The organism is Pseudarthrobacter sp. Y6, from assembly GCF_050156205.1.
Lineage (GTDB): Bacteria > Actinomycetota > Actinomycetes > Actinomycetales > Micrococcaceae > Arthrobacter.
In genome coordinates this window covers 2,159,635-2,181,440 of record NZ_CP189574.1, presented here as the reverse complement: position 1 = coordinate 2,181,440, position 21,806 = coordinate 2,159,635, and the positions used below count along the sequence as shown (strand labels likewise).

Below are 21,806 nucleotides of genomic sequence, written 5' to 3'. Positions count from 1 at the left end.
GAAATGGTTACTAGCCGGCGAGGGCAGGCATGATCATGGGAACCCAGAGGGCCACCAGACCGGCCAGCGTTCCGCCAACCAGCGGCCCCACCACGGGGATCCAGGAGTAGGCCCAGTCACTTGAACCCTTGCCCTTGATGGGCAGGAGAGCGTGTGCGATGCGGGGCCCAAGGTCACGTGCCGGGTTAATTGCGTAGCCTGTGGGTCCACCCAGTGACACACCGATGCCCACCACGAGCAGGGCCACGGCCAGCGGCCCCAGGCCCGAGGGCGTTCCGCCAAGTGTCAGGATGACGAAGACCAGGACGAATGTGCCGATGATCTCCGTGACGAGGTTCCACGGCGTGGAGCGGATGGCCGGACCGGTGGAGAAGGTGGCCAGCTTGTTGGCTGCCACGGGTTCGGCATCGAAGTGCTGCTTGTACGCGGCCCAGCAAACGACCGCGCCCAGGAAAGCGCCGACCAGTTCACCACCGAAGTAGGTGAACGTGGACGCGACATCGACCGGGACGTCCTTGGCATACTCCTTGCCGCCCTTGACCAGTAGGCCCAGCGTGACGGCAGGATTGAGGTGGGCGCCGGACTTGGCGGCAACGAAGACACCGCAGAAGACGGCGATGCCCCACCCCCAGGTGACCATCAGGAACCCGCCGCTGTTGCCTTTTGTGCCCTTCAGGGCAACGTTGGCCACGACACCGCAACCCAGCAGGGTGAGCATCGCTGTTCCGAAGACTTCGGAAAGGAAAACAATTCCAAGAGACATCTTTGACTCCTCTATTTTCTGTTGTCAGTCCTTCGCGGGTTGAAGGACTGTTGAGCCGGGGCGCGTTGACGCCCCGGCTGCCAGCCGGGTCTGCTTACTCGACCAGGCTGTGGATCTGTACTCGGTGGAAACGCTCCAGCACGTGCTGTGCCAGGCGGATCTCCGCAGTTCTTGCCGCAGCGTCCCAGCCCAGCGGAACGGCGAGCACCGAGGCTACCTCGTTGAGGAGTTCTCCGGTGACCAGCCCCCGGAAGGCGAGGGACGTCCGCCGGATGAGGACATCGGCGAGGTGCCCGATCTGCTCATGTTCAGCCATGAATTCCAGTTCGCGGACGCTGAGTTCGCGGGTGGAGTGCAGGAGCCGGTCCGGGCCGCGGTCGAGATAGCCGATGACGTCTTGCGCCCGGGTGCCGTAGCGCGTGAGCAGGGCCGCGGTGCGTTCCGCATCCCGGCCGGCGGACATGTGCGCCTTGATCCATTTCTGGATACCGGCTTCGTCTTCAGGGAAACCGGCGCCGCCGCCGATGGCGAGCTTCGCCGTCGAGACCTTCCGTTCCATCCCCAGCTCGGCAAGCACATCATTTGCCATGTGCTCGGCCAGTGCCCGGAAAGTGGTCCACTTACCGCCCACCAGGCTGAGTACGACGGCGGTTCCTGCGCCGGGTGCCCCGGCAGCCGGGGTGCGCCGTTCAATCCGGTAGTCGCGCGAGACAAACCCCGGCTGGGTGGCGTCGTGACGTGGCAGTGGGCGGACACCGGAGAATGTGTAGACGATCTGTTCACGCTGCACTGTGATGTCCGGGAAGACGTGGCCGATCAGGTTGAAGAAGTACTCGATCTCCTCATCCGTGCACACAGCGTCCTGCGTCATGTCAGCATCGACATCAGTGGTTCCCACCAGGACCCGGTCGCCCATGGGATAGATGAGGACGATCCGGCCGTCCGTGTGCTCAAAGAAGATCTCCCGGCCTTTGCAGGCCTCGAGCAGGACCGGGTGGTCCAGCACAATGTGCGATCCCTTCGTGCCGCCCATAAAGGCCGACGCCGCCCCCATGGCTTCGTTGGTCAGGTCCACCCAGGCGCCGGTGGTGTTGACGATGACGTCCGCGGTGAAATCAAACAGCTCGCCAGTGAGTTCGTCGCGGAGCTGGACCGTGGTGCCAGACTGTGTGGCAGCCCCGCCGAGAGAATGAAGTGCGAGGTAGTTGCTGGCCCGGGCGGTTGCGCTGGCCGGTTGGCCACTGCCCCGCCCGGCCTTTTCTCCGTCCTGGAGGACATCGAGCGTGAGCCGTTCGGGATTGTGTACGGAGGCGTCGAAGTAGGTGGCGGCGTATTTGATGCCGGGGTGCAGGTGCGGCAGCTCGGCGAGGGCCCGCTTGCGCCCGCGGAACTGGTGGCGCGGCACGGTGCCGCCGTCGCGGGAGAACGAGTCGTACATGCTCAGGCCAAGTTTGATCAGGAAGGCGCCGCGCTCCTTGGGCTTGCCCTGCTGCTTGTGCGTCAGGAACCGCAAGGGCGCAGACAGGACGCCGGAAAACGTACTGAAGATGGGGATGGTGGTCTGGAGCGGCTTCACATAGTGCGGTGCGATCCGCAGGAGGCGGTTGCGTTCCACCACGGATTCCCGGACAAGGCGGAATTCTCCGTTTTCCAGGTAACGGATGCCGCCATGGATCATGTGGGATGACGCCCCACTGGCGCCCTGGCAGTAATCGCCGCGCTCCACCAGGGCCACGTCCACTCCCTGCAGGGCAAGGTCCCGGAAGGTTCCTACGCCGTTGATGCCACCGCCGATGATCAGCACCTTGGCGTGCGGACGATCCCGCAGACCCTGCACCGATGCCCGCAGCACGGGGCTGTGGGCGGGCGTGGCTCCGCTATGGCCGAATGAATCTTTGAGTCCCAACACTGCTCCTTGGGTTTTGTTGGCGTGCGGGCATCCGCCGGATGCACCGCCGTTCTTCAACTATTGTTTGGACTAATGGAAAATGGAGTCAAGCACTATGCACAAACGTGCAGGATGGAGTCCCAATGACACCCTCACGGCACTCAGATGCCCTTCGGGCTGCACAGATGTACTACCTCCAGGACCTGACGATGGACGCGATCGCCAGGGAACTCCGGACGTCCCGGTCCACTGTTTCCAGGCTTCTTTCCGCCGCCCGGGATACGGGCCTGGTCCAGATCCAGATCCGCAATCCGCTGGACACCGGCCCCGAGCTGGAAAGTATGATCCGGCGCGAGTACAACGTGGACGTGCACGTTGTTCCGGTGCTGGAGTCCTTGAACGAAGCCGAAACCCTGGACCGGGTGGCGATCCAGGCTGCACGCACCATCGGCCCGCTGGTGGATTCCAATGCGATCATTGGCATCGCGTGGGGTTCCACGCTCAGCGCCGTCAGCAGGCACCTCACTCGCAAGATCACCCACGACACCGTGGTGGTGCAGCTGAATGGCGCCGGAAATATGCACACCACCGGCATCACCTACGCCAGTGACATCATGCGCCGCTTCGGGAGTGCCTACGGAGCCCGGGTGGAGCAGTTCCCCGTTCCGGCGTTCTTTGACCACGCCGCCACCAAGACCGCCATGTGGAATGAGCGCAGCGTGCAGCGGATCCTGGACCTGCAGGCCAGGATGAGCATCGCCATCTTCGGGGTCGGATCGGTGGACGCCGACTACCCCAGCCACGTCTACGCCGGTGGCTACCTGGACGAAACCGACCTGAAGAACCTGGCCCGCTCGGATGTGGTGGGTGACGTAGCCACGGTCTTTTTCCGGCGTGACGGATCTTCTGACGGCATCGTCCTGAATGAACGCTCCACGGGTCCGGCACTCTCGCAGCTGCGGCAGGTCCGGCGTCGGATCTGCGTGGTATCCGGGGCCTCAAAAATCAACGGCCTGCGCGGCGCCCTGACTGCAGGCCTCGCAACCGACCTGATCCTGGATGAAGCCACCGCGCGCCGACTGGTCAGGTTTGGCGGCGGCGTCTGGCCAACTGGGTAGAGTCATTGCTATGAAAACCTCACCCCGACTCAGTCTCAACAACGGCGTCCTGATCGACCAGTTGGGATTCGGTCTCTACAAGGTTCCGGCGGCGGATGCATCAAGCCTCGTGGCCATGGCCCTGGGCACCGGGTACCGCCACTTCGACACAGCAGCCATGTACGGCAACGAAACCGGCGTGGCCAGGGGCCTCAGCTCTGCTGTCGATTCCGACGGCGGGAGCGGCGGTTCCGGGGAGTCCGCGCCCGGCCTGCGGCGGGAAGACGTGTTCATCACTACAAAAGTCTGGAACGATGACCAGGGGTACGACGCAACGCTGCGCGCCTTCGATACCTCAATGGTCAACCTCGGCCTGGACTATGTGGATATGTACCTGATCCATTGGCCATGTGCCCGGCGCGGGCTGTTCAGCCAAACGTACCGCGCCCTTGAAACGCTGTACCGCGAAGGGAAGGTCCGGGCCATCGGTGTCTGCAACTTCCTGCCGGCGCACCTGGACCGCCTGCTCGAGACCGCGGAAGTGGTGCCGGCGGTGAACCAGATTGAACTGCACCCGTGGCTCCAGCAGGCTGAGCTCAGGGAGAAGCACACCGCTCTGGGCATCCGGACGGAAGCCTGGAGCCCGCTGGGGCGCGGACACGTGCTGGCTGATCCCGTGGTCCTTGCCCTGGCGGCCGAACAGGGTAGGACACCGGCCCAGGTCATCCTGCGGTGGCACGTCCAGCTGGGCAACATCGCCATCCCGAAGGCCAGCTCCGAGGCCCGTATCAGGGAAAACCTGGACATCTTCGGCTTCGAACTTTCAGACCGCGACATGGCAGCCCTTGCCGAGCTTGACCGCGGGCAGCGCACCGGCTCCCACCCCGACAACGTCAACTAGGACCGAGGGTCATGAAAACAGCCGATCAACAGCCATCCCCTGCGCCCTCCTTCTTCAGCGCCGGGCTGGCGGCCCGTACCCGGGCCGCAGACATCGTGATTAACGGCAGCGCCGTGGCGTATTGGACCTACGAACCCGTCCAGGCCTCACCGGATACCCGCACCATCCTGGTCATACACGGCTTCCGCGGCGATCACCACGGCCTGCTCCGGGTGGCAGACCAGTTGCCGGAAATGCGCATCATCATGCCGGACCTGCCAGGGTTCGGTAGCTCCGCCGCGTTCGCCGCCGGGAAACATTCGGTGGAGCAGTACGGCACCTTTGTCACCGACTTCATGGCAGCGCTCGGCCTTGGCCCGGATACCGTGCTGCTGGGGCACTCGTTCGGCTCGATCGTCGCCGCCCATTTTGTCGCGACCCACCCGGGAGCCGTCACACCGCTGATCCTGGTCAATCCCATCGCCGCGCCCGCCCTGGAAGGCCCCAAGGGGATCATGACCAAGCTGGCCGTGCTCTACTATCGGCTGGCGGCCCGGCTCCCCCGCGCGCTGGGCCTGGCCCTTCTGCGCAGTCCGCTGATCGTCCGGGTGATGAGTGAAGCCATGTCCAAGACCGGCGACAAGGATCTGCGCCGCTTTATCCACGGCCAGCACCATGCCTACTTCAGTGCGTTCGCGGACCGGGAAAGCCTGCTCGAATCGTTTACGGCGTCGGTGAGCGGCCATGTGGCCGAAGTTGCCGGCAAGCTGACCCTGCCGGTGCTCCTGGTCGCCGGCGAAAAAGACGAGATCGCCACCCTCCCGGACCAGCACCGCCTCGCCGCGCTTCTTCCGGACGGCGTCCTCAAAGTCATTCCCGGCGTCGGCCACCTCATCCACTACGAAACGCCCGGACCCGCCGCCGGCTTCATCCGCAGCTTCCTTAAGGACCACCCCGCGTGAAGATTGTCATCGATGCACGATTCACCCGGACCGACCACCACGACGGCATCAGCCGTTACGGGGCCAGCCTCATCGCCGCCACGGCGAAGGTTGCTGACGTTTCCATGCTCATCAGCGACACGCGCCAACTGGCGCTGCTCCCGGATGTTCCGTACACGTTGATCAACAGTCCGCTGTCCCCGCTGGAGCTGTTCGTGGCCCGCAGGATCAACCCACTTGGGGCCGACGTTGTGGTGTGCCCAATGCAGACCATGGGCAGCTGGGGGCGCAAGTACGGCCTGGTCCTGACCCTGCACGACCTTATTTACTACGAGCATCCCGCTCCCCCGGGATTCCTGCCGGCACCGGTCCGTGTCCTGTGGCGCCTGTACCACAAGGCGTTCTGGCCGCAGCGCGTCCTCCTCAACCGCGCGGACACCGTGGCCACCATCAGCCGGACCACAGAAGCGCTGATGGCCAAGTACCGGCTGACCAAAAGGCCCGTACGGATCATCAGCAACGCCCCGCAGCCCGCGCAGGAACCGCGCGATCCTGCCGCCGGGGCGGACCATTCGCTGGTGTACATGGGCTCGTTTATGCCCTATAAGAACGTTGAAACGATGGTGGCCGGAATGTCTGAGCTGCCTGATTTCACCCTGCACCTGCTAAGCAGGATCACCGCGGAGCGCCGGGCCGAGCTGGAGATCATGGTGCCGCCCGGCGCCAAGGTGGTCTTCCACAACGGGGTCACCGACGACGAATATGCTGTCCTGCTCAAGCGCGCCACCGCACTGGTGAGCCTCTCCCGCGCCGAAGGATACGGTCTTCCGCTCGTGGAGGCCATGGCGCTTGGCACCCCGGTCATCGGCAGCGACATACCGATATTCCGCGAGGTGGGCGGCGACGCGGCAACCTACGTTGATCCCGCGTCCCCGGCAGACTTCGCCGCGGCAGTGCAGAGACTGCGCGACGACGCCCACTGGCAGCAGGTGTCCCGCCATTCCGTGGCGCGTGCGCAGGAGTTCAGCTGGGACGAGTCGGCGCAGCAATTGGTGGACGTGGTCCACGACATCATGGCCCGGCGCGGCCGATGACTGACGCCGACAGAGGAAGCCGTTAGAGGACGTCCACGCCGTCCAGCCTGACCTGGACCGGTTCCGTGCTCCTCTTGGCGGCGGCCGCAGCCTTTGTTGCGCGCAACACGCGGGTGACAGCGGCCGCCTGCCCGTACGCGAAGAACAGCAGGGTCCGGGCGTCGTCACCGGCACTCCCGGCCCCCCCGGCGGCGGGACCGGTGAGGACCAGCGGCGCCGGTCCTGCGGTCCGCAGCGCCACGCCGGCGGTGGCCAGCTCCCTCTCCACGGTCCCGGAAAAATGCACGACGGCGGCCCGGGGGCCGGTGACCGAGGCAATCCGGACGGCCGGCGGCAGTTGGAGTTCCATCCGGAGTTCCAGCTCGCGCCGGGCGTACCCGGCCGGGTCCCACCGCAGCAACGCGCCAACAGCAACACTTTCCGTCGCGGTGATGACCACCAGTCCGCCTTCGGACGCCGGGCGCACCAGGGCTGCGGCGTTGAACCAGCGGCGCACCGTGTCCTCACCGGCTCGGAGGTTCTCCCGGCGCAGCAGGGAGTCGCCGTCGAGGAGCAGAGCCGCAGCGTAACCGCCCTCCGCTACGGGTTCGGCCCCGACTGTGGCCACCACCAGGGCCTTGGCGCTGCCAACGCCGGCCTTGACGTTGCCGCCCGAGGACGTAATGACGGCTTTTCCGGGGAATGCCCGGCCCAGCTCTTCGGCTGTCCGCAGGACTCCGGTGGCGCCCTTGCGGAGTTTGCGTCCAGTGCAGTGGGCACACTGCCATTCCGGTGCCGGCGTGGAACACCAGCGGCACTGCGGGATCGCAGAGCTGCCGCTGGCTCCTGCCAGGGCAAGGGGACCCTGGCAGGCCTGGCATCGGGCAGGTTCGCGGCAGGTTTCACATACGAGCGACGGAGCGTAGCCGGCGCGGGCCACCTGCACCAGGACGGGTCCACGTTCCAGTCCTTCCTTGGCGGCGCGCCAGGCGGCACCGGGAAGCCTAGCAACCAGGGCCAAGGGGTCGCGCTCCTGCTCGAAGCTGTCCGCCGTGTTCAGCACCCGGGGCACGGTCAGTCGTGCGAACGCCCGATCGGCCTCGACGGGCATGGCCCAGCCGGCCTCCACCAGCCGCTGGAGTTCCGTGCTCCTGGAATGACCCGCCATAAGGCAGGCGGTTCCTTCCTGGTCCGCGCGCAGCAACAGCACGTCGCGGGTATGGGCGTACGGAGCACGCTGTTCAATGTGGAGGTCATCGCCGTCGTCCCAGCAGGCGACAAGGCCCAGATTCCGAACCGGGGCAAACGCTGCAGAACGCGTGCCGATGGCTACGCGTGCCGACCCGGCCAGGAGGCGCAGGAAATTCCGGTAGCGGGGGGTGGGCCCGTCGTCGGCCGTCAGTCGGGCGATATCATCGGCAGGCAGCACTGCCAGGAGAGCCTTTTCGAGCTGGTCCAGGTCACGGTAGTCCGGCACCACCACCACGGCGCCGCGACCGGAGGCACGCACAGCCGCCACAGCCGTTGCGATCAGGTGCGGCCATGCTGCCGGGCCGAATCCCTGAAGCGGACTGACGACCGCCCGTGGAGATCCGCCGTCCCGCAGATGGCGGACAAATGCCGGGCCGTTGCGGTACCCGGCCCACTGGGCCTCGGTCCCGGAATTTACTTCCTGGCCGATAACGGCCCCGGCGTCGGCGAGCGGATCCGGTGCAGCAGGCTCAGCTGCGGGTGGCGAAAGGAAGTCCTTCTCGAGCCTCGCCATGCGCGGAGGCACCGCAACGCGAAGCACGTCGCTGACCGTGCCCGCATACCGGGCCGCGACGGCGGACACCAGATCCCGGACAGCCGGCGTCAGGACGACGACGGGAGAGACCACTTTCTGCAGGGGCACCAGGGTGTGGCCGGCGTCGGACTCGGCCGTCCGTTCAATGATGAACCCGGACAGGTCCTGGCCGTTGAAGCTGACTTTTACCCGGACGCCAGCCTGTGCGGCCTCGTCCAGTTCGGCCGGCACGCTGTAGTCGAAGGGCCGGTCCAAATGCGGCAGCGGCGTCTCGACGAGGACCCTGGCCACCGGAAGGTGCGCGGCCAGCGGAGGTCCGGACGGCCTGGCCTTCGCCGGGAAACCCTGCAGCAGCGACAACTGGACAGCGCCGGGAGGGACAGACTCATCAGAGGCCATGGCGGACTGGCCTACGCGTTGAAGAAGGCCTTCAGGTCCTCCACCCGGTCCAGGCGCTCCCAGGTGAAGTCGGGATCGTCACGGCCGAAGTGTCCGTGCGCGGCGGTCTTGGCGTAGATGGGACGCTTGAGGTCCAGGGCATCGATGATGGCACGCGGGCGGAGGTCGAAGATCTCCGCGATGGCGGCGCTGATCCGGGCAGGGTCCACTGTCTCCGTGCCGAAGGTTTCCACGTACGTGCCCACGGGGCGGGCCTGGCCGATGGCGTAGGCAATCTGGATCTCGGCACGCTTTGCCAGTCCGGCCGCCACTACGTTCTTGGCAACCCAGCGCATCGCGTAGGCAGCGGAACGGTCCACCTTGGACGGGTCTTTGCCCGAGAAGGCGCCGCCGCCGTGGCGGGCCATGCCGCCGTAGGTGTCCACAATGATCTTGCGTCCGGTCAGCCCGGCGTCACCGACGGGTCCGCCGATGACAAACTCGCCGGCCGGGTTGAGGATGTGGGCCGCCCGGGAGATGTCCAGGTTGGCTGCAGCCAAGACGGGCTCAATCACAAAGGAGGCGAGGTCCGCGCGCAGGCGGTCCAGGCTGGTTCCTTCGGCGTGCTGGCTGGAGATGACGACGGTTTCCACGGAAACCGGCACGTCCTTGTCGTAGCCGATGGTGACCTGGGTCTTGCCGTCGGGGCGGAGGTAAGAGAGCTCGCCGGACTTGCGCACCTCGGTGAGGCGTTCGGACAGGCGGTGCGCGATCCAGATCGGCGTCGGCATGTAGGACGGGGTTTCGTCGCTGGCGTAGCCGAACATCAGGCCCTGGTCGCCGGCACCCTGGAGGTCGTAGTCGTCCTCCTGGCGGCCTTCGCGGGCTTCGAGGGAGTTGAACACACCGCCGGCGATGTCGCTGGACTGCTGGCCGATGGAGACGGACACGCCGCAGCGGGCACCATCAAAGCCGTTGGCCGAGGAGTCGTAGCCGATGCCGAGGATGGTTTCCCGGACGATCTGCGGGATTTCGACGTAGGCGTCGGTGGTGACCTCACCGGCAACATGGACCAGGCCGGTGGTGGCCATGGTCTCGACGGCGACGCGGGACTCGGGATCCGCGGCGAGCAGCGCATCCAGGATGGCGTCACTGATCTGGTCGCAGATCTTGTCCGGGTGGCCTTCAGTGACCGACTCGGACGTGAAGAGCCGGAGGGCGGAGGGCGTGGCCCCGTGGGTGTGGGGAATGTGCAGCGGTAAAGTCACTCAACTACCTTACTGGTTGGGAATCGGACGTCCGGCGGCGTGTGTCCCCGTGCTAAGGAAACCGTGCGTGGCTTTCGGTCAGGCGCGTGGCGAAACGTGGTTCAGCTCATAGCCGACCCGGGTGATGACGGCGGCCGAAACCTCTGTTTTGGTTCCGGCGGCCAGTTGTGGTTCGGCGCCGGAGCGGGCAAGGATGACTACCGAGTTGCTGTCCTGGCCAAAGACCTTGTCCGTTCCCACATGGTTGACCACCAGGAGGTCGCAGCCCTTGCGCTTGAGCTTTGCCTCCGCGTAGGACATGACGTCGCCCTGGCCGTCACCGGTTTCCGCTGCGAAGCCCACAATCAGCTGGGCGCGGCGGGCTGCCTGGTTTTCGGGAGCGTGGTCCCGGACCTCAACCAGTTCCTGGAGGATGTCCGGGTTCCGGACCAAGGAGATAACGGGGTCAGCGGTGTCATCACGTTTTTTGATCTTGGTGCCGGAGATCTCCGCGGGGCGGAAGTCCGCCACGGCGGCAGCCATGATCACGACGTCGGAATCCGCTGCGGCTGCCAGCATGGCCTCGCGCAACTCCAGGGCGGTCTCAACCTCCACCACGCCGACGCCGGCCGGCGACGGGACCTCCATATGGGCGGCGACCAGCCGCACCGTGGCGCCGGCGTTGCGGGCAGCCACGGCCAGCGCCACGCCCTGTTTACCGGAGGACCGGTTGCCCAGGAATCGGACGGGGTCCAGCGGTTCCCGGGTTCCGCCGGCACTGACGGTGACCGTCCGGCCGGCCAGCGGAAGCTGGTAATCGGACTGACCGTGGGCAAGTGCCATGGCGGCGTCGAAGATGGCCTCCGGCTCAGGCAGGCGGCCGGGACCGGAGTCGGTGCCCGTGAGCCGGCCGCTGGCCGGTTCCAGGACGGCCACGCCCCGGCTCCTCAGCGTTTCAACGTTGGCGCGGGTGGCGGCGTGCTGCCACATCTCCGTGTGCATGGCGGGGGCAAAAAGCACCGGGCCCCGTGCCATCAGCAGGGTGTTGGTGAGAAGGTCATTGGCCTGACCGGTGGCAGCGCGCGCCAGCAGGTCCGCCGTCGCCGGTGCCACCACCATGAGGTCGGCCTCATGGCCGAGCCTGACGTGGTTGACCTGGTGGACCTCGTCGAAGACACTGTTGCTGACCGGGTTCCCGGACAGGGCCTCCCACGTGGCTACCCCCACAAAGCGGGTGGCTGCCTCGGTGGGTATTACCGTGACGTTGTGGCCGGCTTCAGTAAAAAGCCGGAGGAGCGATGCGACCTTGTAGGCCGCAATCCCTCCCCCGACTCCGAGGACTATGCGCACGTGACCTCCGTCAACAGGCAGTCTGAACTTACTCTGCGGGTTCGATCGGCGTGGAAACGAGCTTGCCTTCGTTGATCTCGCGCAGGGCGATGGACAGCGACTTCTCGTTCAGCTTGGTGTCGACCAGGGGGCCGACGTACTCGAACAGGCCCTCGTGCAGCTGGGCGTAGTAAGCGTTGATCTGACGTGCACGCTTGGCACCGAAGATCACCAGGCCGTACTTGGAATCAGCTGCCTCAAGCAGTGAGTCGATCGGCGGGTTGATGATGCCTTCAAGGTTCGTGGACACGAATTCTCCAAATTCTAACGGGCAGACTGGTACCGGCTACTAGTGCGGGTGCGGGGTCAGCCCCATGAGTGAAACAAGCTCGTCCGCTGCCCGGCGAACGTCATCATTGATGACGGTGTGGTTAAACTCCGGTTCAGCGGCAAGTTCCAGTTTAGCTGTTTCCAGCCGCTGCTGCTGCTCCTGCTCAGTTTCCGTGCCGCGACCCACCAAGCGGCGGACCATTTCGTCCCAGGTGGGCGGTGCCAGGAACACAAACTGGGCGTCCGGAACGGCCTGTTTGACCTGGCGTGCACCCTGCAGATCGATCTCCAGCAGAACGGACCTGCCGGCGGCGATGGCCTCGTCCACGGAACTCCGCAGGGTGCCGTAGGTGTTCTGGCCGTGGACTACGGCCCACTCCAGGAACTCGCCGGCCGCAACGAGCGACTCGAACTCTGCCTTGGACTTGAAGAAGTAGTGGACGCCATCCTGCTCACCGGGCCGCGGGGCGCGGGTGGTGGCCGATACGGAAAGCCAGACTTCGGGGTAGTTATCCCGAATGTAGGTGGACACGGTGCCTTTGCCAACAGCCGTCGGACCAGCGAGGACTGTCAGTCCCGGTTTCTTGCTCACGTATTCCTTTGCGGCGGAGTTTGGGTTCGGGCGACGCTATGAACGCCCTATTTCTCGTCTATAAAATCTACCAGCGCCTGGCGCTGGTGAATGCCCAGGCCGCGGAGCCGGCGGGACGCCGCGATGCCCAGCTGCTCCATAATGGCGGCAGCCCTGACTTTTCCAATGCCCGGGAGGGCCTCCAACAGCTCCACCACCCGCATCCGGGCCAGGGCGTCATCCGCGGCGGAGGCGTCAAGGAGGTCCGCTGCCGACGTCTTGCCGTTCTTGAGGCGATCTTTCGCGGCCGCCCGGGAGGCCCGCGCGGCGGCCGCCTTGTTCAGGGCGGCCGCGCGTTCCGAAGCGGATAAGGGTCGCAGGCTCATGGAGGACACCTCCGGATTCATCGGCTGAGTCCAAGGCGACCGCCATTGGACTTGTCCTGAAACCTACCCCTTGGTGGGCGGTGAATCAATGGATGCCACCATTGGGGCACCTATTCGCCGCGGAGACCAACCAGTGTGCGCAACGCTGCCTCACGGAGACCCTGGGTCCCTGGACCGGCAGCCAGGATATCCCGGCTGGACGTGCCCAGGACCTGCGGGTACGCGGCCCCGAAGGTCCGGCGCAGGTCTGCCGGGGTGGCACCCTGGGCGCCCAGTCCCGGGGCCAGGATGGGTCCGCGGACCGCCGGCAGGTCCAAGTGCAGGTCAGTCAGCGCTGACCCCACGGTGGCGCCGACGACGAGTCCAACGGACCCCAGGGTGCCGGCATAACGCCTGTTCTCCGCCGCTGCCGCCTCGATGATCCGCCGAGCCACAGAGTCCGCTCCGCCCACATGCTGCACGGAAGCCCCCTCCGGATTGGAGGTCAGCGCCAGGACAAAAACGCCGCGGCCGTTGTCCGCCGCCAGGTCAAGGGCCGGGCGGAGCGACTCAAACCCCAGGTACGGACTGAGGGTCACGGAGTCGGCAGCCAGGGACGAGCCATCCCGCAGCCAGGCGTCCGCGTAGGCAGCCATCGTCGAGCCGATATCCCCCCGCTTGGCGTCGGCAATGGTGAGGACCTGTGCCTGCGATGCCGCTGCGAGGACTTCTTCAAGGACTGCCATCCCGGCCGACCCGTGGCGCTCGTAAAGCGCCACCTGCGGCTTCACCGCGGCAGCGAGGGAACCGACAGCCTCCAGGACCGTCAGCGAAAACCGCCTCAGCCCTGCGGCGTCGTCGGCCAGTCCCCAGTCCTTCAGGAGTGCCGGGTGCGGGTCAATGCCCACGCACAGCGGCCCGCGGGCCGCCATGGCCGCCCCGAGCCGGGAGCCGAAGGACTCCCGGCCGGCGGGGCCTGATGAGCTGGATCCGGCCTCAGGCATTCTGCGAAACCGCAGATTCGGCCGCCGCATTCTCTGCAGCTGCCTTCTGGGACGCCACCAGGGCGGCGGCGTGCTCCTGCAGGCTGGTCACTGACCACTCGTAGGTGCGCATCGCCTCGATGGCCTGCACCGCCGCGTTGAACTCGGCCACCGTGGTGATGCAAGGGATGCCGATGGACGTCGCGGCGGCACGCAGGGCGTAGCCGTCGCTGCGGGCTTCGCCGCCGGAGGGGGTGTTGAAGACCATGTCGATCTCGCCGGCGATGACGAGGTCTGCGATGGTGCCCTCACCTTCGGCACTGCTGCCCTCGGCGACCTTGCGTACCGTGCTGGCCTGGATGCCGTTGCGGCGCAGGACGTCGGCGGTGCCGCCGGTGGAGACGATCTCAAAGCCGAGGTCCGAGAGGCGCTTGACGGCCATGATGACCGCACGCTTGTCGCGGTTGGCCACGGAGACGAAGATCTTGCCTTCAGTGGGCAGGGCGTTGTTGGCGGCCGCCTGGCTCTTGGCGAAGGCGGTGTCGAAGTGCTTGTCGATGCCCATGACTTCGCCGGTGGACCGCATTTCCGGGCCGAGCAGCGAGTCCACTACCTTGCCTTCCGGGGTACGGAAGCGGCTGAACGGAAGTACGGCTTCCTTGACCGAAACGGGAGCGTCAAGCGGCAGCGTGGAGCCGTCGCCGGTTTCCGGCAGCATCTTGTAGGCGGTCCGGAGCTGGTGGATCGTGACGCCAGTGCCGATCAGGGCGGCGGCCTTGGCCATCTGGACGCCCGTGGCCTTGGACACGAACGGCACCGTGCGGGAGGCGCGCGGGTTGGCTTCGAGCACGTAGAGAACGTCTGACGCCAGGGCGAACTGGATGTTGATCAGGCCGCGGACGCCCACGCCCTCGGCGATGGCGCGGGTTGCCGTGCGGACACGCTCGATTACGTTGTTGCCCAGGGTGATGGGGGGCAGGACACACGCGGAGTCGCCGGAGTGGATGCCAGCCTCCTCGATGTGTTCCATGATGCCACCCAGGTACATGTCGGTGCCGTCGAAGAGCGCGTCGACGTCGATTTCGACTGCGTCCTCCAGGAAGCGGTCGATCAGCACCGGGTGGTCCGGGGTGATTTCGGTCGCATTGGCGATGTACCGGGAGAGGTTCGGCTCGTCATATACGATTTCCATGCCGCGGCCGCCGAGCACGTAGGACGGGCGGACCAGGACGGGGTAGCCGATCTCGTCGGCGATCTTCTTGGCGTCGTCGAAGGACACCGCCGTGCCGTTCTTCGGGGCGATCAGCCCGGCGTTGTCGAGTACGCGGGAAAACTCGCCGCGGTGCTCGGCGAGGTCGATCGCTTCCGGGGACGTGCCCAGGATGGGGACGCCGGCGTCGGCCAGCTGCTGTGCCAGCTTCAGCGGCGTCTGCCCACCGAGCTGCACAAAGACGCCCATCACGCCGCCGGTGCGTTCCTCGGCGGCGATGACCTCCAGGACGTCTTCAAGGGTCAGCGGCTCGAAGTACAGGCGGGTGGAGACGTCGTAGTCCGTGGAGACGGTCTCCGGGTTGCAGTTGACCATAACGGTCTCGTAGCCGGCCTTGCGCAGCGCCATGGAGGCGTGGACGCAGGAGTAGTCGAACTCGATGCCCTGGCCGATGCGGTTGGGGCCGGAGCCGAGGATCAAAATGGACGGCTTGGAGTGCAGCGCAATCTCGTCCTCCTCGTCGTAGGACGAGTAGTGGTACGGGGTGTAGGCGGCGAACTCGGCGGCGCAGGTATCCACCGTCTTGTAGACCGGACGGATCCCGAGGGCCTGCCGGACGCCGCGGACCACGGCTTCGGAGTTGTGCGTGAGGGAGCCGATCTGCTCGTCCGAGAAGCCGTGGCGCTTGGCGCGTTTGAGCATCTCCACGGTCAGCGCTCCCGCCTGGCGGATCTCGTGGGAGATCTCGTTGAGCAACTGGAGCTGGTCCAGGTACCAGGGGTCGATCTTGGTGGCTTCGAACAGCTGTTCCACGGTGGCGCCGCCGAGCAGGGCACGCTGGACCTGGTGCAGGCGTTCCGTGGTGGGCCGCTTGGCCTTCTCGATCAGCTCCGGGACTTCCCACTCGGGGACGGAGGTGAAGTCCAGCTGCGAGCCCTTCTGCTCCAGGGAGCGGAGGGCCTTTTGCAGCGCTTCGGTGAAGTTACGGCCCATGGCCATGGCTTCGCCCACAGACTTCATGGTGGTGGTGAGGGTGTCATCTGCAGCCGGGAACTTCTCGAATGCGAAGCGTGGAACCTTGACCACCACGTAGTCCAGGGTGGGTTCGAACGACGCCGGGGTCTTCTGCGTGATGTCGTTCGGGATCTCGTCCAGCGTGTAGCCGAGGGAGAGCTTGGTGGCGATCTTGGCGATGGCGAAGCCCGTGGCCTTTGACGCCAGGGCGGAGGACCGGGACACGCGCGGGTTCATCTCGATGACCACTACACGGCCGGTGTCCGGCTCGATGGCGAACTGGATATTGCAGCCGCCGGTGTCCACGCCCACCTCACGGATGACGGCGATGGAGATATCGCGCAGCCGCTGGTATTCGCGGTCCGTCAGGGTCAGCGCAGGTGCCACGGTGATGGAGTCGCCGGTGTGCACGCCCACGGGGTCGAAGTTCTCGATGGAGCAGACCACAACGACGTTGTCGTTTTTGTCGCGCATCATCTCAAGCTCGTATTCCTTCCAGCCGAGGATGCTCTCTTCGAGCAGCACCTCGCTGGTGGGGCTGTACTGCAGGCCCTGGCCCACGATGCGGCGGAGGTCAGTTTCGTTGTACGCCAGGCCGGAGCCGAGGCCGCCCATGGTGAACGAGGGCCGGACCACCATCGGGTAGCCGAGGTCCTCGGCGGCGGTGAAGGCTTCGTCCATGGTGTGGATGATGTGGCTGCGGGCCGATTCGGCGCCGCAGCGTTCCACCACGCCCTTGAACTTTTCGCGGTCCTCGCCGAGCTCGATGGCCGCGATGTTCGCGCCGATGAGCTCCACGTTGTACTTTGCCAGCACGCCATTCTTATCCAGCGCGATGGCCGTGTTCAGTGCGGTCTGCCCGCCGAGGGTAGGCAGGATGGCGTCCGGGCGCTCCTTGGCGATGATCTTCTCCACCACCTCGGGAGTGATGGGCTCGATGTAGGTGGCATCGGCGAACTCGGGGTCCGTCATGATGGTGGCTGGGTTCGAGTTCACCAGGATGACCCGCAGGCCCTCCTCCTTGAGGACACGAAGTGCCTGCGTGCCGGAGTAGTCGAACTCCGCGGCCTGGCCGATGACGATCGGGCCGGAACCGATGACCAGGACGCTCTTAAGGTCAGTTCTCTTGGGCATTACTTCTTGTCCTCAGTCTTGGAATCGGTGGTGTTCTCTGAGCCGGTTTTGGTGACGGCCATCAGGTCGATGAAACGGTCAAACAGGTAGGCGGCGTCGTGCGGGCCGGCTGCGGCTTCCGGGTGGTACTGCACCGAGAAGGCGGGGATGTCCAGGCACGCGAGGCCTTCGACGACGTCGTCGTTGAGGCTGATGTGGCTGACCTCGACGCGGCCGTAACGCTCCTCGGGAGCCTGCGTGGCGCCGTCGAGCGGTGCGTCCACAGCGAAACCGTGGTTCTGCGAGGTGATCTCCACTTTGCCGGTGCGGCGGTCCAGGACGGGCTGGTTGATGCCGCGGTGGCCGTAGCGCAGCTTGTAGGTGCCAAAGCCCAGGGCGCGTCCCAGGATCTGGTTGCCGAAGCAGATGCCAAAGTACGGCAGCTTCTCGTCCAGGACGGAGCGCAGCAGCTTGACCTGGGTGTCAGCTGTGGCGGGGTCGCCGGGGCCGTTGGACATAAAGAAGCCGTCCGGGTTGACGGCCTTGACGTCCTCGAGGGTGGAGGTTGCCGGCAGGACATGGACCCGGACGCCGCGCTCGGCGAACCGGACGGGGGTCATGGCCTTGATGCCGAGGTCGATCGCGGCAATGCTGAAGCGCGGCTCGCCGTCCCAGCCGTGGTCCTGGGGGTCCACCACATAGGCTTCGCTGACGCTGACTTCCTCGGCCAGGCGGGCGCCTTCCATCGGGGCGCTGGCCAGGACCGCGTCAAGGAGTTCCTTGTCCGTGGCCCTGGCGGCCTCACCCGAGAAGATGCCGGCGCGCATGGTCTTGTGCTCGCGCAGGTGCCGGGTAATGGCACGCGTGTCCACGCCCTGGATACCCACGATCCCCTGCTCAACGAGCTCCTCGTCGAGGGATCGTTCGGAGCGCCAGTTGGAGGGGCGGCGGGCGGCGTCGCGGACGATGTAGCCGGCCACCCAGATACGCCGGGACTCGGCGTCGTCGCTATTCACACCCGTGTTGCCGATGTGCGGCGCCGTCTGCACCACCAGCTGGCGGGCGTAGGAAGGATCGGTGATGGTTTCCTGGTAGCCGGTCATGCCGGTGGCGAACACTGCCTCGCCCAGGGCAGTGCCCTGCGCGCCGTAGCTGGTGCCGCGGAACATGCGGCCGTCCTCCAGGACGAATACTGCCGGGGTGAAAAGGGCTGCTGGTGCCGCAGTCTCTGCTTTTGCTGTCGCTGTTTCTGTCACTGTCTTACTTTCCACTCTGGGGATCTGCCTGGGGGGCTGCGGCGATCAATTGCTGAAGGGAGTCATAGAGGGCGTCTTTGTCGGCGGCCCGGCGGGTCCGGAAGCCCGTGTCGAGTTCGTGGGTCCCGAGGTCCCAGGTGAGGACCAGGAGGCCGTCCTTTTCAACGAACTTGCCGGCCATTCCGCTTTCCTGCCGGACGGCGGAGAGGCTTCCAGCGGGGATGTAGAGCGCCGGCGCACCGGTTCTGTCGAAGAGGACGCCATGCGGGTACACGCTGAGAACGGCATTGGTCCGGATACCGAGGCGGTGTACCGCGATCCGGTCCAGCCAGTCTCCGGCGGTGGTGGACGCAACGTACTGGCCGTCGGCCCCGGCGAGCGGCACCCCGGGCGCTTCGGGTACGTCGGGCAACTGCCCGACGTCGGCCTGCCGCCTGAGGCGGTTACGCCAGCCTGCCCAGATCATCAGCAGGACGACGGCGATGAGCACCGTCGTGATGAGGCCGGTGAGGAGTTTGGTGTCCATCAGGAGGCGCCTGCTGCAGCCGGTTCCCGGTACGGGGTGTTGAGCTTGCCGTCCAGGACGGTGGGGTGGCCCTTGTAGAAGGTGGCCACCACCTGGCCCGGCAACTCCAGGCCGGCGAAGGGCGAATTGCGGCCCATGGTCGCCATCTTGGCCGGGTCAACCGTCCAGCGGGCCGCGGGGTCCACCAGGATGATGTTGGCGGGCTCGCCGGCGTCCAGGGGACGGCCCTGGTCCGTCACTCGGCCGATCTGCGCCGCCGCGGTGGAGGTCACCCGGGCGAAATCGGCCCAGGTCATGAGGCCGGTTTCGATCATGGTGTGCTGGACCACGGACAGTGCGGTTTCCAGCCCGGTCATGCCCATCGCGGCCTGCGCCCACTCGCATTCCTTGTGCTCGCTCGGGTGCGGGGCGTGGTCGGTGCCCACCACGTCGATGGTCCCGTCAGCCAGGCCTGCGCGCAGTGCCTGCACATCTGCATCCGTCCGCAGCGGCGGGTTTACCTTGTAGACAGGGTTGTAGCTGCGGACCAGGTCGTCAGTGAGCAGGAGGTGGTGCGGGGTGACCTCGGCGGTGACGTTGATGCCGCGTTCCTTGGCCCAGCGGATAATGTCCACGGAGCCGGCGGTGGAGACGTGGCAGACGTGCAGGCGGGAGTTCACGTGCTGCGCCAGCAGGACGTCACGCGCGATGATGCTCTCCTCGGCGACCGCCGGCCAGCCGGTGAGTCCCAGGACGGCGGAGACGGCGCCCTCGTTCATCTGGGCCCCGGCTGTAAGGCGGGGTTCCTGCGCGTGCTGGGCCACCACGCCGTCGAACGCTTTGACGTACTCCAGGGCGCGGCGCATCAGCACGGGATCGTGGACGCAGAGGCCGTCGTCGGAGAACATGCGAACCTGGGCGCGGGAATCGGCCATGGCGCCGAGTTCGGCGAGCTGCTCGCCGGCCAGGCCAACGGTCACGGCGCCGACGGGACGGACGTCCACCCAGCCGGCCGCGCGGCCCAGGCTGTGGACCTGTTCCACCACACCGGCGGTATCCGCCACCGGGTTGCTGTTGGCCATGGCATGGACCGCGGTGAAGCCGCCCAAGGCGGCGGCGCGGGTGCCGGTCTCTACGGTTTCGGCATCTTCGCGGCCGGGTTCGCGCAGGTGCGTGTGCACATCCACCATGCCGGGCAGGGCTACCAGTCCGGCGGCTTCGATGACGGTGGCTCCGTGCGCGTCTTTGTGGGCGGCAGCGGCTGCGCCCCGGGCGGCGATGACGCCGTCACTGATGAGCAGGTCCTCGGCCCCGGAGCCCAGGATCGACGCACCGCGGATCAGGTAGGTTGCGTTGTTCTCTGCCATCAGTTGCTCTCCTTGGTGGAATGGGCGGCGTTTGAACGCGCTGCATTGGTGCGGGCTGCGCCCGCTGTGGCGGCTGGTTCGCGGGTATCCCCGGAGAGCAGCAGATAGAGGGTGGCCATCCGGACCGAGACGCCGTTGCGCACCTGCGCAAGCACGGTGGAGCGGGGCGAGTCGGCGGCGGCGGAAGAAATCTCCAGGCCACGGTTCATGGGTCCGGGATGCATGATGATGGTGTCCTTCAGGCCCAGGGTGTCGAGGGCCCGGAGCCGGTTGTCATCGAAGCCCCAGCGGCGCGAGTATTCGCGGGTGGAGGGGAAGAACGAGGCGTTCATCCGCTCGCCCTGCACGCGCAGCATCATCACGGCGTCCACACCCTGTGCCAGCGTGTCATCCATGTTGTAGCTGACCTTGCACGGCCAGTGTTCGACGCCGATGGGCAGCAGTGTGGGAGGCGCCACGAGAGTGACTTGGGCGCCGAGCGTGCGGAGCAGCCAGACGTTGGAGCGGGCAACACGGGAGTGCAGGACGTCCCCGGCGATGGCTACGCGCATGCCTTTGAGGTCCGCCCCGGTCGAGGCGGAGCCCGCCAGCTTTGACCAGTGCCGGCGCATGGTGAAGGCGTCCAGGAGGGCCTGCGTGGGGTGTTCGTGGGTGCCGTCGCCGGCATTGATGACGGCGGCGTCGATCCAGTCCGTAGCGGCGAGCCGGTGCGGGGCACCCGAGGCCCAGTGGCGGATCACGACGGCGTCCGCGCCCATGGCTGCCAGCGTCTGGGCTGTGTCCTTGAGGGATTCGCCCTTGGAGACGGACGAGCCCTTCGCAGCGAAGTTGATGACGTCGGCGGACAACCTCTTGGCGGCCGCTTCGAAGGAAATCCGGGTGCGGGTTGAGTCTTCGAAAAAGAGGTTCACTACGGTGCGGCCGCGGAGGGCCGGGAGCTTCTTGACTTCGCGGTCCCCTACGGCAGCCATTTCTTCGGCGGTGTCGAGGATGCGGATGGCGTTGGACAGGCTGAGATCTTCAGTGGAGAGGAGGTGTTTCACGCGCCGCCCTCGATAACCACTTCGTTGACTACGGAACCGTCGGCGGCGGTGTCTGTTTCCTCAAGGCGGACCCGGACCTTCTCGGCGGACGAGGTGGGCAGGTTCTTGCCCACGTGGTCGGCCCGGATGGGCAGCTCACGGTGGCCGCGGTCGATCAGCACAGCGAGCCGGACGATCCGCGGACGGCCGAGGTCGATGATGGCGTCAAGGGCGGCACGGATGGTGCGTCCGGAGTACAGGACATCATCGATCAGCACCACAACCTTGTTATCGATTCCCGTGCGTGGGAGCTGTGTGGGGTACGGCGGCCTGGTGGGCTGGAGGGAAAGGTCATCGCGGAACATTGTGACGTCCAACTGCCCGACAATGGCGGTGGCGTCCACCGTGGGGTCCGCGGCTGCAATCTTGTGTGCGAGGCGAACGGCCAGCGGATAGCCGCGGCGCGGGATGCCCAACAGGACCAGGTCCTTGGACCCTTTGTTGGCCTCAAGGATCTCATGGGCGATACGAGTGAGTGCACGGTCAATGTCCGCCTGGTTGAGGACAACCCTGGCTGGAACCGGTGCGTTTGTGACAGAAGTCAAACTCTCGTCTCCCCTTTCCCCGCCTCACGGGACGGAATTAAAAAAGGATCATTTGCGTTTCAAAATTACCACACTGGCGGGGG

Annotated in this window: 19 protein-coding genes; 4 read left to right on the top strand and 15 right to left on the bottom strand. The window is 66.2% G+C overall.

Annotation, left to right across the window (positions count from 1 at the left end; all coding sequences use genetic code 11):
• Nucleotides 1–10 precede the first annotated feature (10 nt).
• Together ACQCSW_RS10475 and ACQCSW_RS10470 are read right to left on the bottom strand one after the other, a co-directional pair.
• Nucleotides 11–763 carry an MIP/aquaporin family protein gene (locus tag ACQCSW_RS10475; RefSeq protein ID WP_426985667.1) on the bottom strand — a complete coding sequence of 251 codons (753 nt, stop codon included), beginning with the start codon at nucleotides 761–763 and terminating at the stop codon, nucleotides 11–13.
• A gap of 94 nt (nucleotides 764–857) precedes the next feature.
• A complete protein-coding gene (locus ACQCSW_RS10470) occupies nucleotides 858–2,669 on the bottom strand; it encodes a glycerol-3-phosphate dehydrogenase/oxidase (RefSeq protein WP_426985665.1) in 1,812 nt (603 codons plus the stop codon).
• Between the two features lie 125 nt (nucleotides 2,670–2,794).
• Between ACQCSW_RS10470 and ACQCSW_RS10465 the strand changes: the two genes are divergently transcribed.
• Genes ACQCSW_RS10465 through ACQCSW_RS10450 form a run of 4 tightly spaced genes read left to right on the top strand, consistent with a single transcriptional unit; the run spans nucleotide 2,795 to nucleotide 6,663 of the window.
• Complete coding sequence (locus ACQCSW_RS10465) at nucleotides 2,795–3,769, top strand: sugar-binding domain-containing protein (RefSeq protein ID WP_354250223.1); 975 nt, start codon at nucleotides 2,795–2,797, stop codon at nucleotides 3,767–3,769.
• A 10-nt stretch (nucleotides 3,770–3,779) separates the two neighbouring features.
• The gene (locus ACQCSW_RS10460) at nucleotides 3,780–4,649 is read left to right on the top strand and encodes an aldo/keto reductase (RefSeq protein ID WP_426985663.1); all 870 of its coding nucleotides are present in this window, start codon (nucleotides 3,780–3,782) and stop codon (nucleotides 4,647–4,649) included.
• Between the two features lie 11 nt (nucleotides 4,650–4,660).
• On the top strand, nucleotides 4,661–5,590 hold the full coding sequence (locus tag ACQCSW_RS10455) for an alpha/beta fold hydrolase (RefSeq protein WP_426985661.1): 930 nt from the start codon (nucleotides 4,661–4,663) through the stop codon (nucleotides 5,588–5,590).
• Nucleotides 5,587–6,663, top strand: coding sequence for a glycosyltransferase family 4 protein (locus tag ACQCSW_RS10450; protein WP_426985659.1), 1,077 nt, complete (start codon nucleotides 5,587–5,589; stop codon nucleotides 6,661–6,663). The genes ACQCSW_RS10455 and ACQCSW_RS10450 overlap by 4 nt, the downstream gene beginning before the upstream one ends.
• A gap of 22 nt (nucleotides 6,664–6,685) precedes the next feature.
• Here ACQCSW_RS10450 and ACQCSW_RS10445 read toward each other — a convergent pair whose 3' ends face one another.
• The 13 genes from ACQCSW_RS10445 to pyrR all read right to left on the bottom strand — a co-directional run bounded on the left by ACQCSW_RS10445 (nucleotide 6,686) and on the right by pyrR (nucleotide 21,723).
• Nucleotides 6,686–8,827: a primosomal protein N' gene (locus ACQCSW_RS10445; protein WP_426985657.1), complete on the bottom strand. Its 2,142-nt coding sequence runs from the start codon at nucleotides 8,825–8,827 to the stop codon at nucleotides 6,686–6,688.
• An 11-nt stretch (nucleotides 8,828–8,838) separates the two neighbouring features.
• Nucleotides 8,839–10,074 carry a methionine adenosyltransferase gene (gene metK, locus ACQCSW_RS10440; RefSeq protein ID WP_111907677.1) on the bottom strand — a complete coding sequence of 412 codons (1,236 nt, stop codon included), beginning with the start codon at nucleotides 10,072–10,074 and terminating at the stop codon, nucleotides 8,839–8,841.
• A gap of 78 nt (nucleotides 10,075–10,152) precedes the next feature.
• Nucleotides 10,153–11,403 (bottom strand): bifunctional phosphopantothenoylcysteine decarboxylase/phosphopantothenate--cysteine ligase CoaBC, encoded by a 1,251-nt coding sequence (gene coaBC / locus ACQCSW_RS10435; protein WP_426985654.1) that lies wholly within the window; start codon nucleotides 11,401–11,403, stop codon nucleotides 10,153–10,155.
• Between the two features lie 28 nt (nucleotides 11,404–11,431).
• Nucleotides 11,432–11,692: a DNA-directed RNA polymerase subunit omega gene (rpoZ, locus tag ACQCSW_RS10430; RefSeq protein WP_111907679.1), complete on the bottom strand. Its 261-nt coding sequence runs from the start codon at nucleotides 11,690–11,692 to the stop codon at nucleotides 11,432–11,434.
• A 39-nt stretch (nucleotides 11,693–11,731) separates the two neighbouring features.
• The gene (gmk, locus tag ACQCSW_RS10425; protein WP_426985652.1) at nucleotides 11,732–12,304 is read right to left on the bottom strand and encodes a guanylate kinase; all 573 of its coding nucleotides are present in this window, start codon (nucleotides 12,302–12,304) and stop codon (nucleotides 11,732–11,734) included.
• 47 nt (nucleotides 12,305–12,351) lie between these two features.
• Nucleotides 12,352–12,669, bottom strand: coding sequence for an integration host factor, actinobacterial type (gene mihF / locus ACQCSW_RS10420; protein ID WP_426985650.1), 318 nt, complete (start codon nucleotides 12,667–12,669; stop codon nucleotides 12,352–12,354).
• A 110-nt stretch (nucleotides 12,670–12,779) separates the two neighbouring features.
• Entirely contained in the window at nucleotides 12,780–13,652 is an 873-nt protein-coding gene (gene pyrF / locus ACQCSW_RS10415; RefSeq protein ID WP_426985648.1) for an orotidine-5'-phosphate decarboxylase, read from the bottom strand.
• Nucleotides 13,645–16,989 carry a carbamoyl-phosphate synthase large subunit gene (carB, locus tag ACQCSW_RS10410; protein WP_426985646.1) on the bottom strand — a complete coding sequence of 1,115 codons (3,345 nt, stop codon included), beginning with the start codon at nucleotides 16,987–16,989 and terminating at the stop codon, nucleotides 13,645–13,647. Before carB ends, pyrF begins: the two co-directional genes overlap by 8 nt.
• Nucleotides 16,989–18,248 (bottom strand): glutamine-hydrolyzing carbamoyl-phosphate synthase small subunit, encoded by a 1,260-nt coding sequence (gene carA, locus ACQCSW_RS10405; protein WP_426990668.1) that lies wholly within the window; start codon nucleotides 18,246–18,248, stop codon nucleotides 16,989–16,991. The genes carB and carA overlap by 1 nt, the downstream gene beginning before the upstream one ends.
• Nucleotides 18,229–18,750 (bottom strand): hypothetical protein, encoded by a 522-nt coding sequence (locus ACQCSW_RS10400; protein ID WP_426985644.1) that lies wholly within the window; start codon nucleotides 18,748–18,750, stop codon nucleotides 18,229–18,231. Before ACQCSW_RS10400 ends, carA begins: the two co-directional genes overlap by 20 nt.
• Nucleotides 18,750–20,096, bottom strand: a complete 1,347-nt coding sequence (locus ACQCSW_RS10395) for a dihydroorotase (RefSeq protein WP_426985642.1) — start codon at nucleotides 20,094–20,096, stop codon at nucleotides 18,750–18,752. The genes ACQCSW_RS10400 and ACQCSW_RS10395 overlap by 1 nt, the downstream gene beginning before the upstream one ends.
• Nucleotides 20,096–21,139 carry an aspartate carbamoyltransferase catalytic subunit gene (locus ACQCSW_RS10390; protein WP_426985640.1) on the bottom strand — a complete coding sequence of 348 codons (1,044 nt, stop codon included), beginning with the start codon at nucleotides 21,137–21,139 and terminating at the stop codon, nucleotides 20,096–20,098. The genes ACQCSW_RS10395 and ACQCSW_RS10390 overlap by 1 nt, the downstream gene beginning before the upstream one ends.
• On the bottom strand, nucleotides 21,136–21,723 hold the full coding sequence (gene pyrR, locus ACQCSW_RS10385; RefSeq protein WP_426985638.1) for a bifunctional pyr operon transcriptional regulator/uracil phosphoribosyltransferase PyrR: 588 nt from the start codon (nucleotides 21,721–21,723) through the stop codon (nucleotides 21,136–21,138). Before pyrR ends, ACQCSW_RS10390 begins: the two co-directional genes overlap by 4 nt.
• Between the last annotated feature and the right edge of the window lie 83 nt (nucleotides 21,724–21,806).

What these genes read in the sequence shown, in the direction of transcription:
- ACQCSW_RS10475 (WP_426985667.1), bottom strand. Translation starts at nt 763, where the DNA reads ATGTCTCTTGGAATTGTTTTCCTTTCCGAAGTCTTCGGAACAGCGATG.
- ACQCSW_RS10465 (WP_354250223.1), top strand. Translation starts at nt 2,795, where the DNA reads ATGACACCCTCACGGCACTCAGATGCCCTTCGGGCTGCACAGATGTAC.
- ACQCSW_RS10460 (WP_426985663.1), top strand. Translation starts at nt 3,780, where the DNA reads ATGAAAACCTCACCCCGACTCAGTCTCAACAACGGCGTCCTGATCGAC.
- ACQCSW_RS10455 (WP_426985661.1), top strand. Translation starts at nt 4,661, where the DNA reads ATGAAAACAGCCGATCAACAGCCATCCCCTGCGCCCTCCTTCTTCAGC.
- ACQCSW_RS10445 (WP_426985657.1), bottom strand. Translation starts at nt 8,827, where the DNA reads ATGGCCTCTGATGAGTCTGTCCCTCCCGGCGCTGTCCAGTTGTCGCTG.
- mihF (WP_426985650.1), bottom strand. Translation starts at nt 12,669, where the DNA reads ATGAGCCTGCGACCCTTATCCGCTTCGGAACGCGCGGCCGCCCTGAAC.
- pyrF (WP_426985648.1), bottom strand. Translation starts at nt 13,652, where the DNA reads ATGCCTGAGGCCGGATCCAGCTCATCAGGCCCCGCCGGCCGGGAGTCC.
- carB (WP_426985646.1), bottom strand. Translation starts at nt 16,989, where the DNA reads ATGCCCAAGAGAACTGACCTTAAGAGCGTCCTGGTCATCGGTTCCGGC.
- ACQCSW_RS10400 (WP_426985644.1), bottom strand. Translation starts at nt 18,750, where the DNA reads ATGGACACCAAACTCCTCACCGGCCTCATCACGACGGTGCTCATCGCC.
- ACQCSW_RS10395 (WP_426985642.1), bottom strand. Translation starts at nt 20,096, where the DNA reads ATGGCAGAGAACAACGCAACCTACCTGATCCGCGGTGCGTCGATCCTG.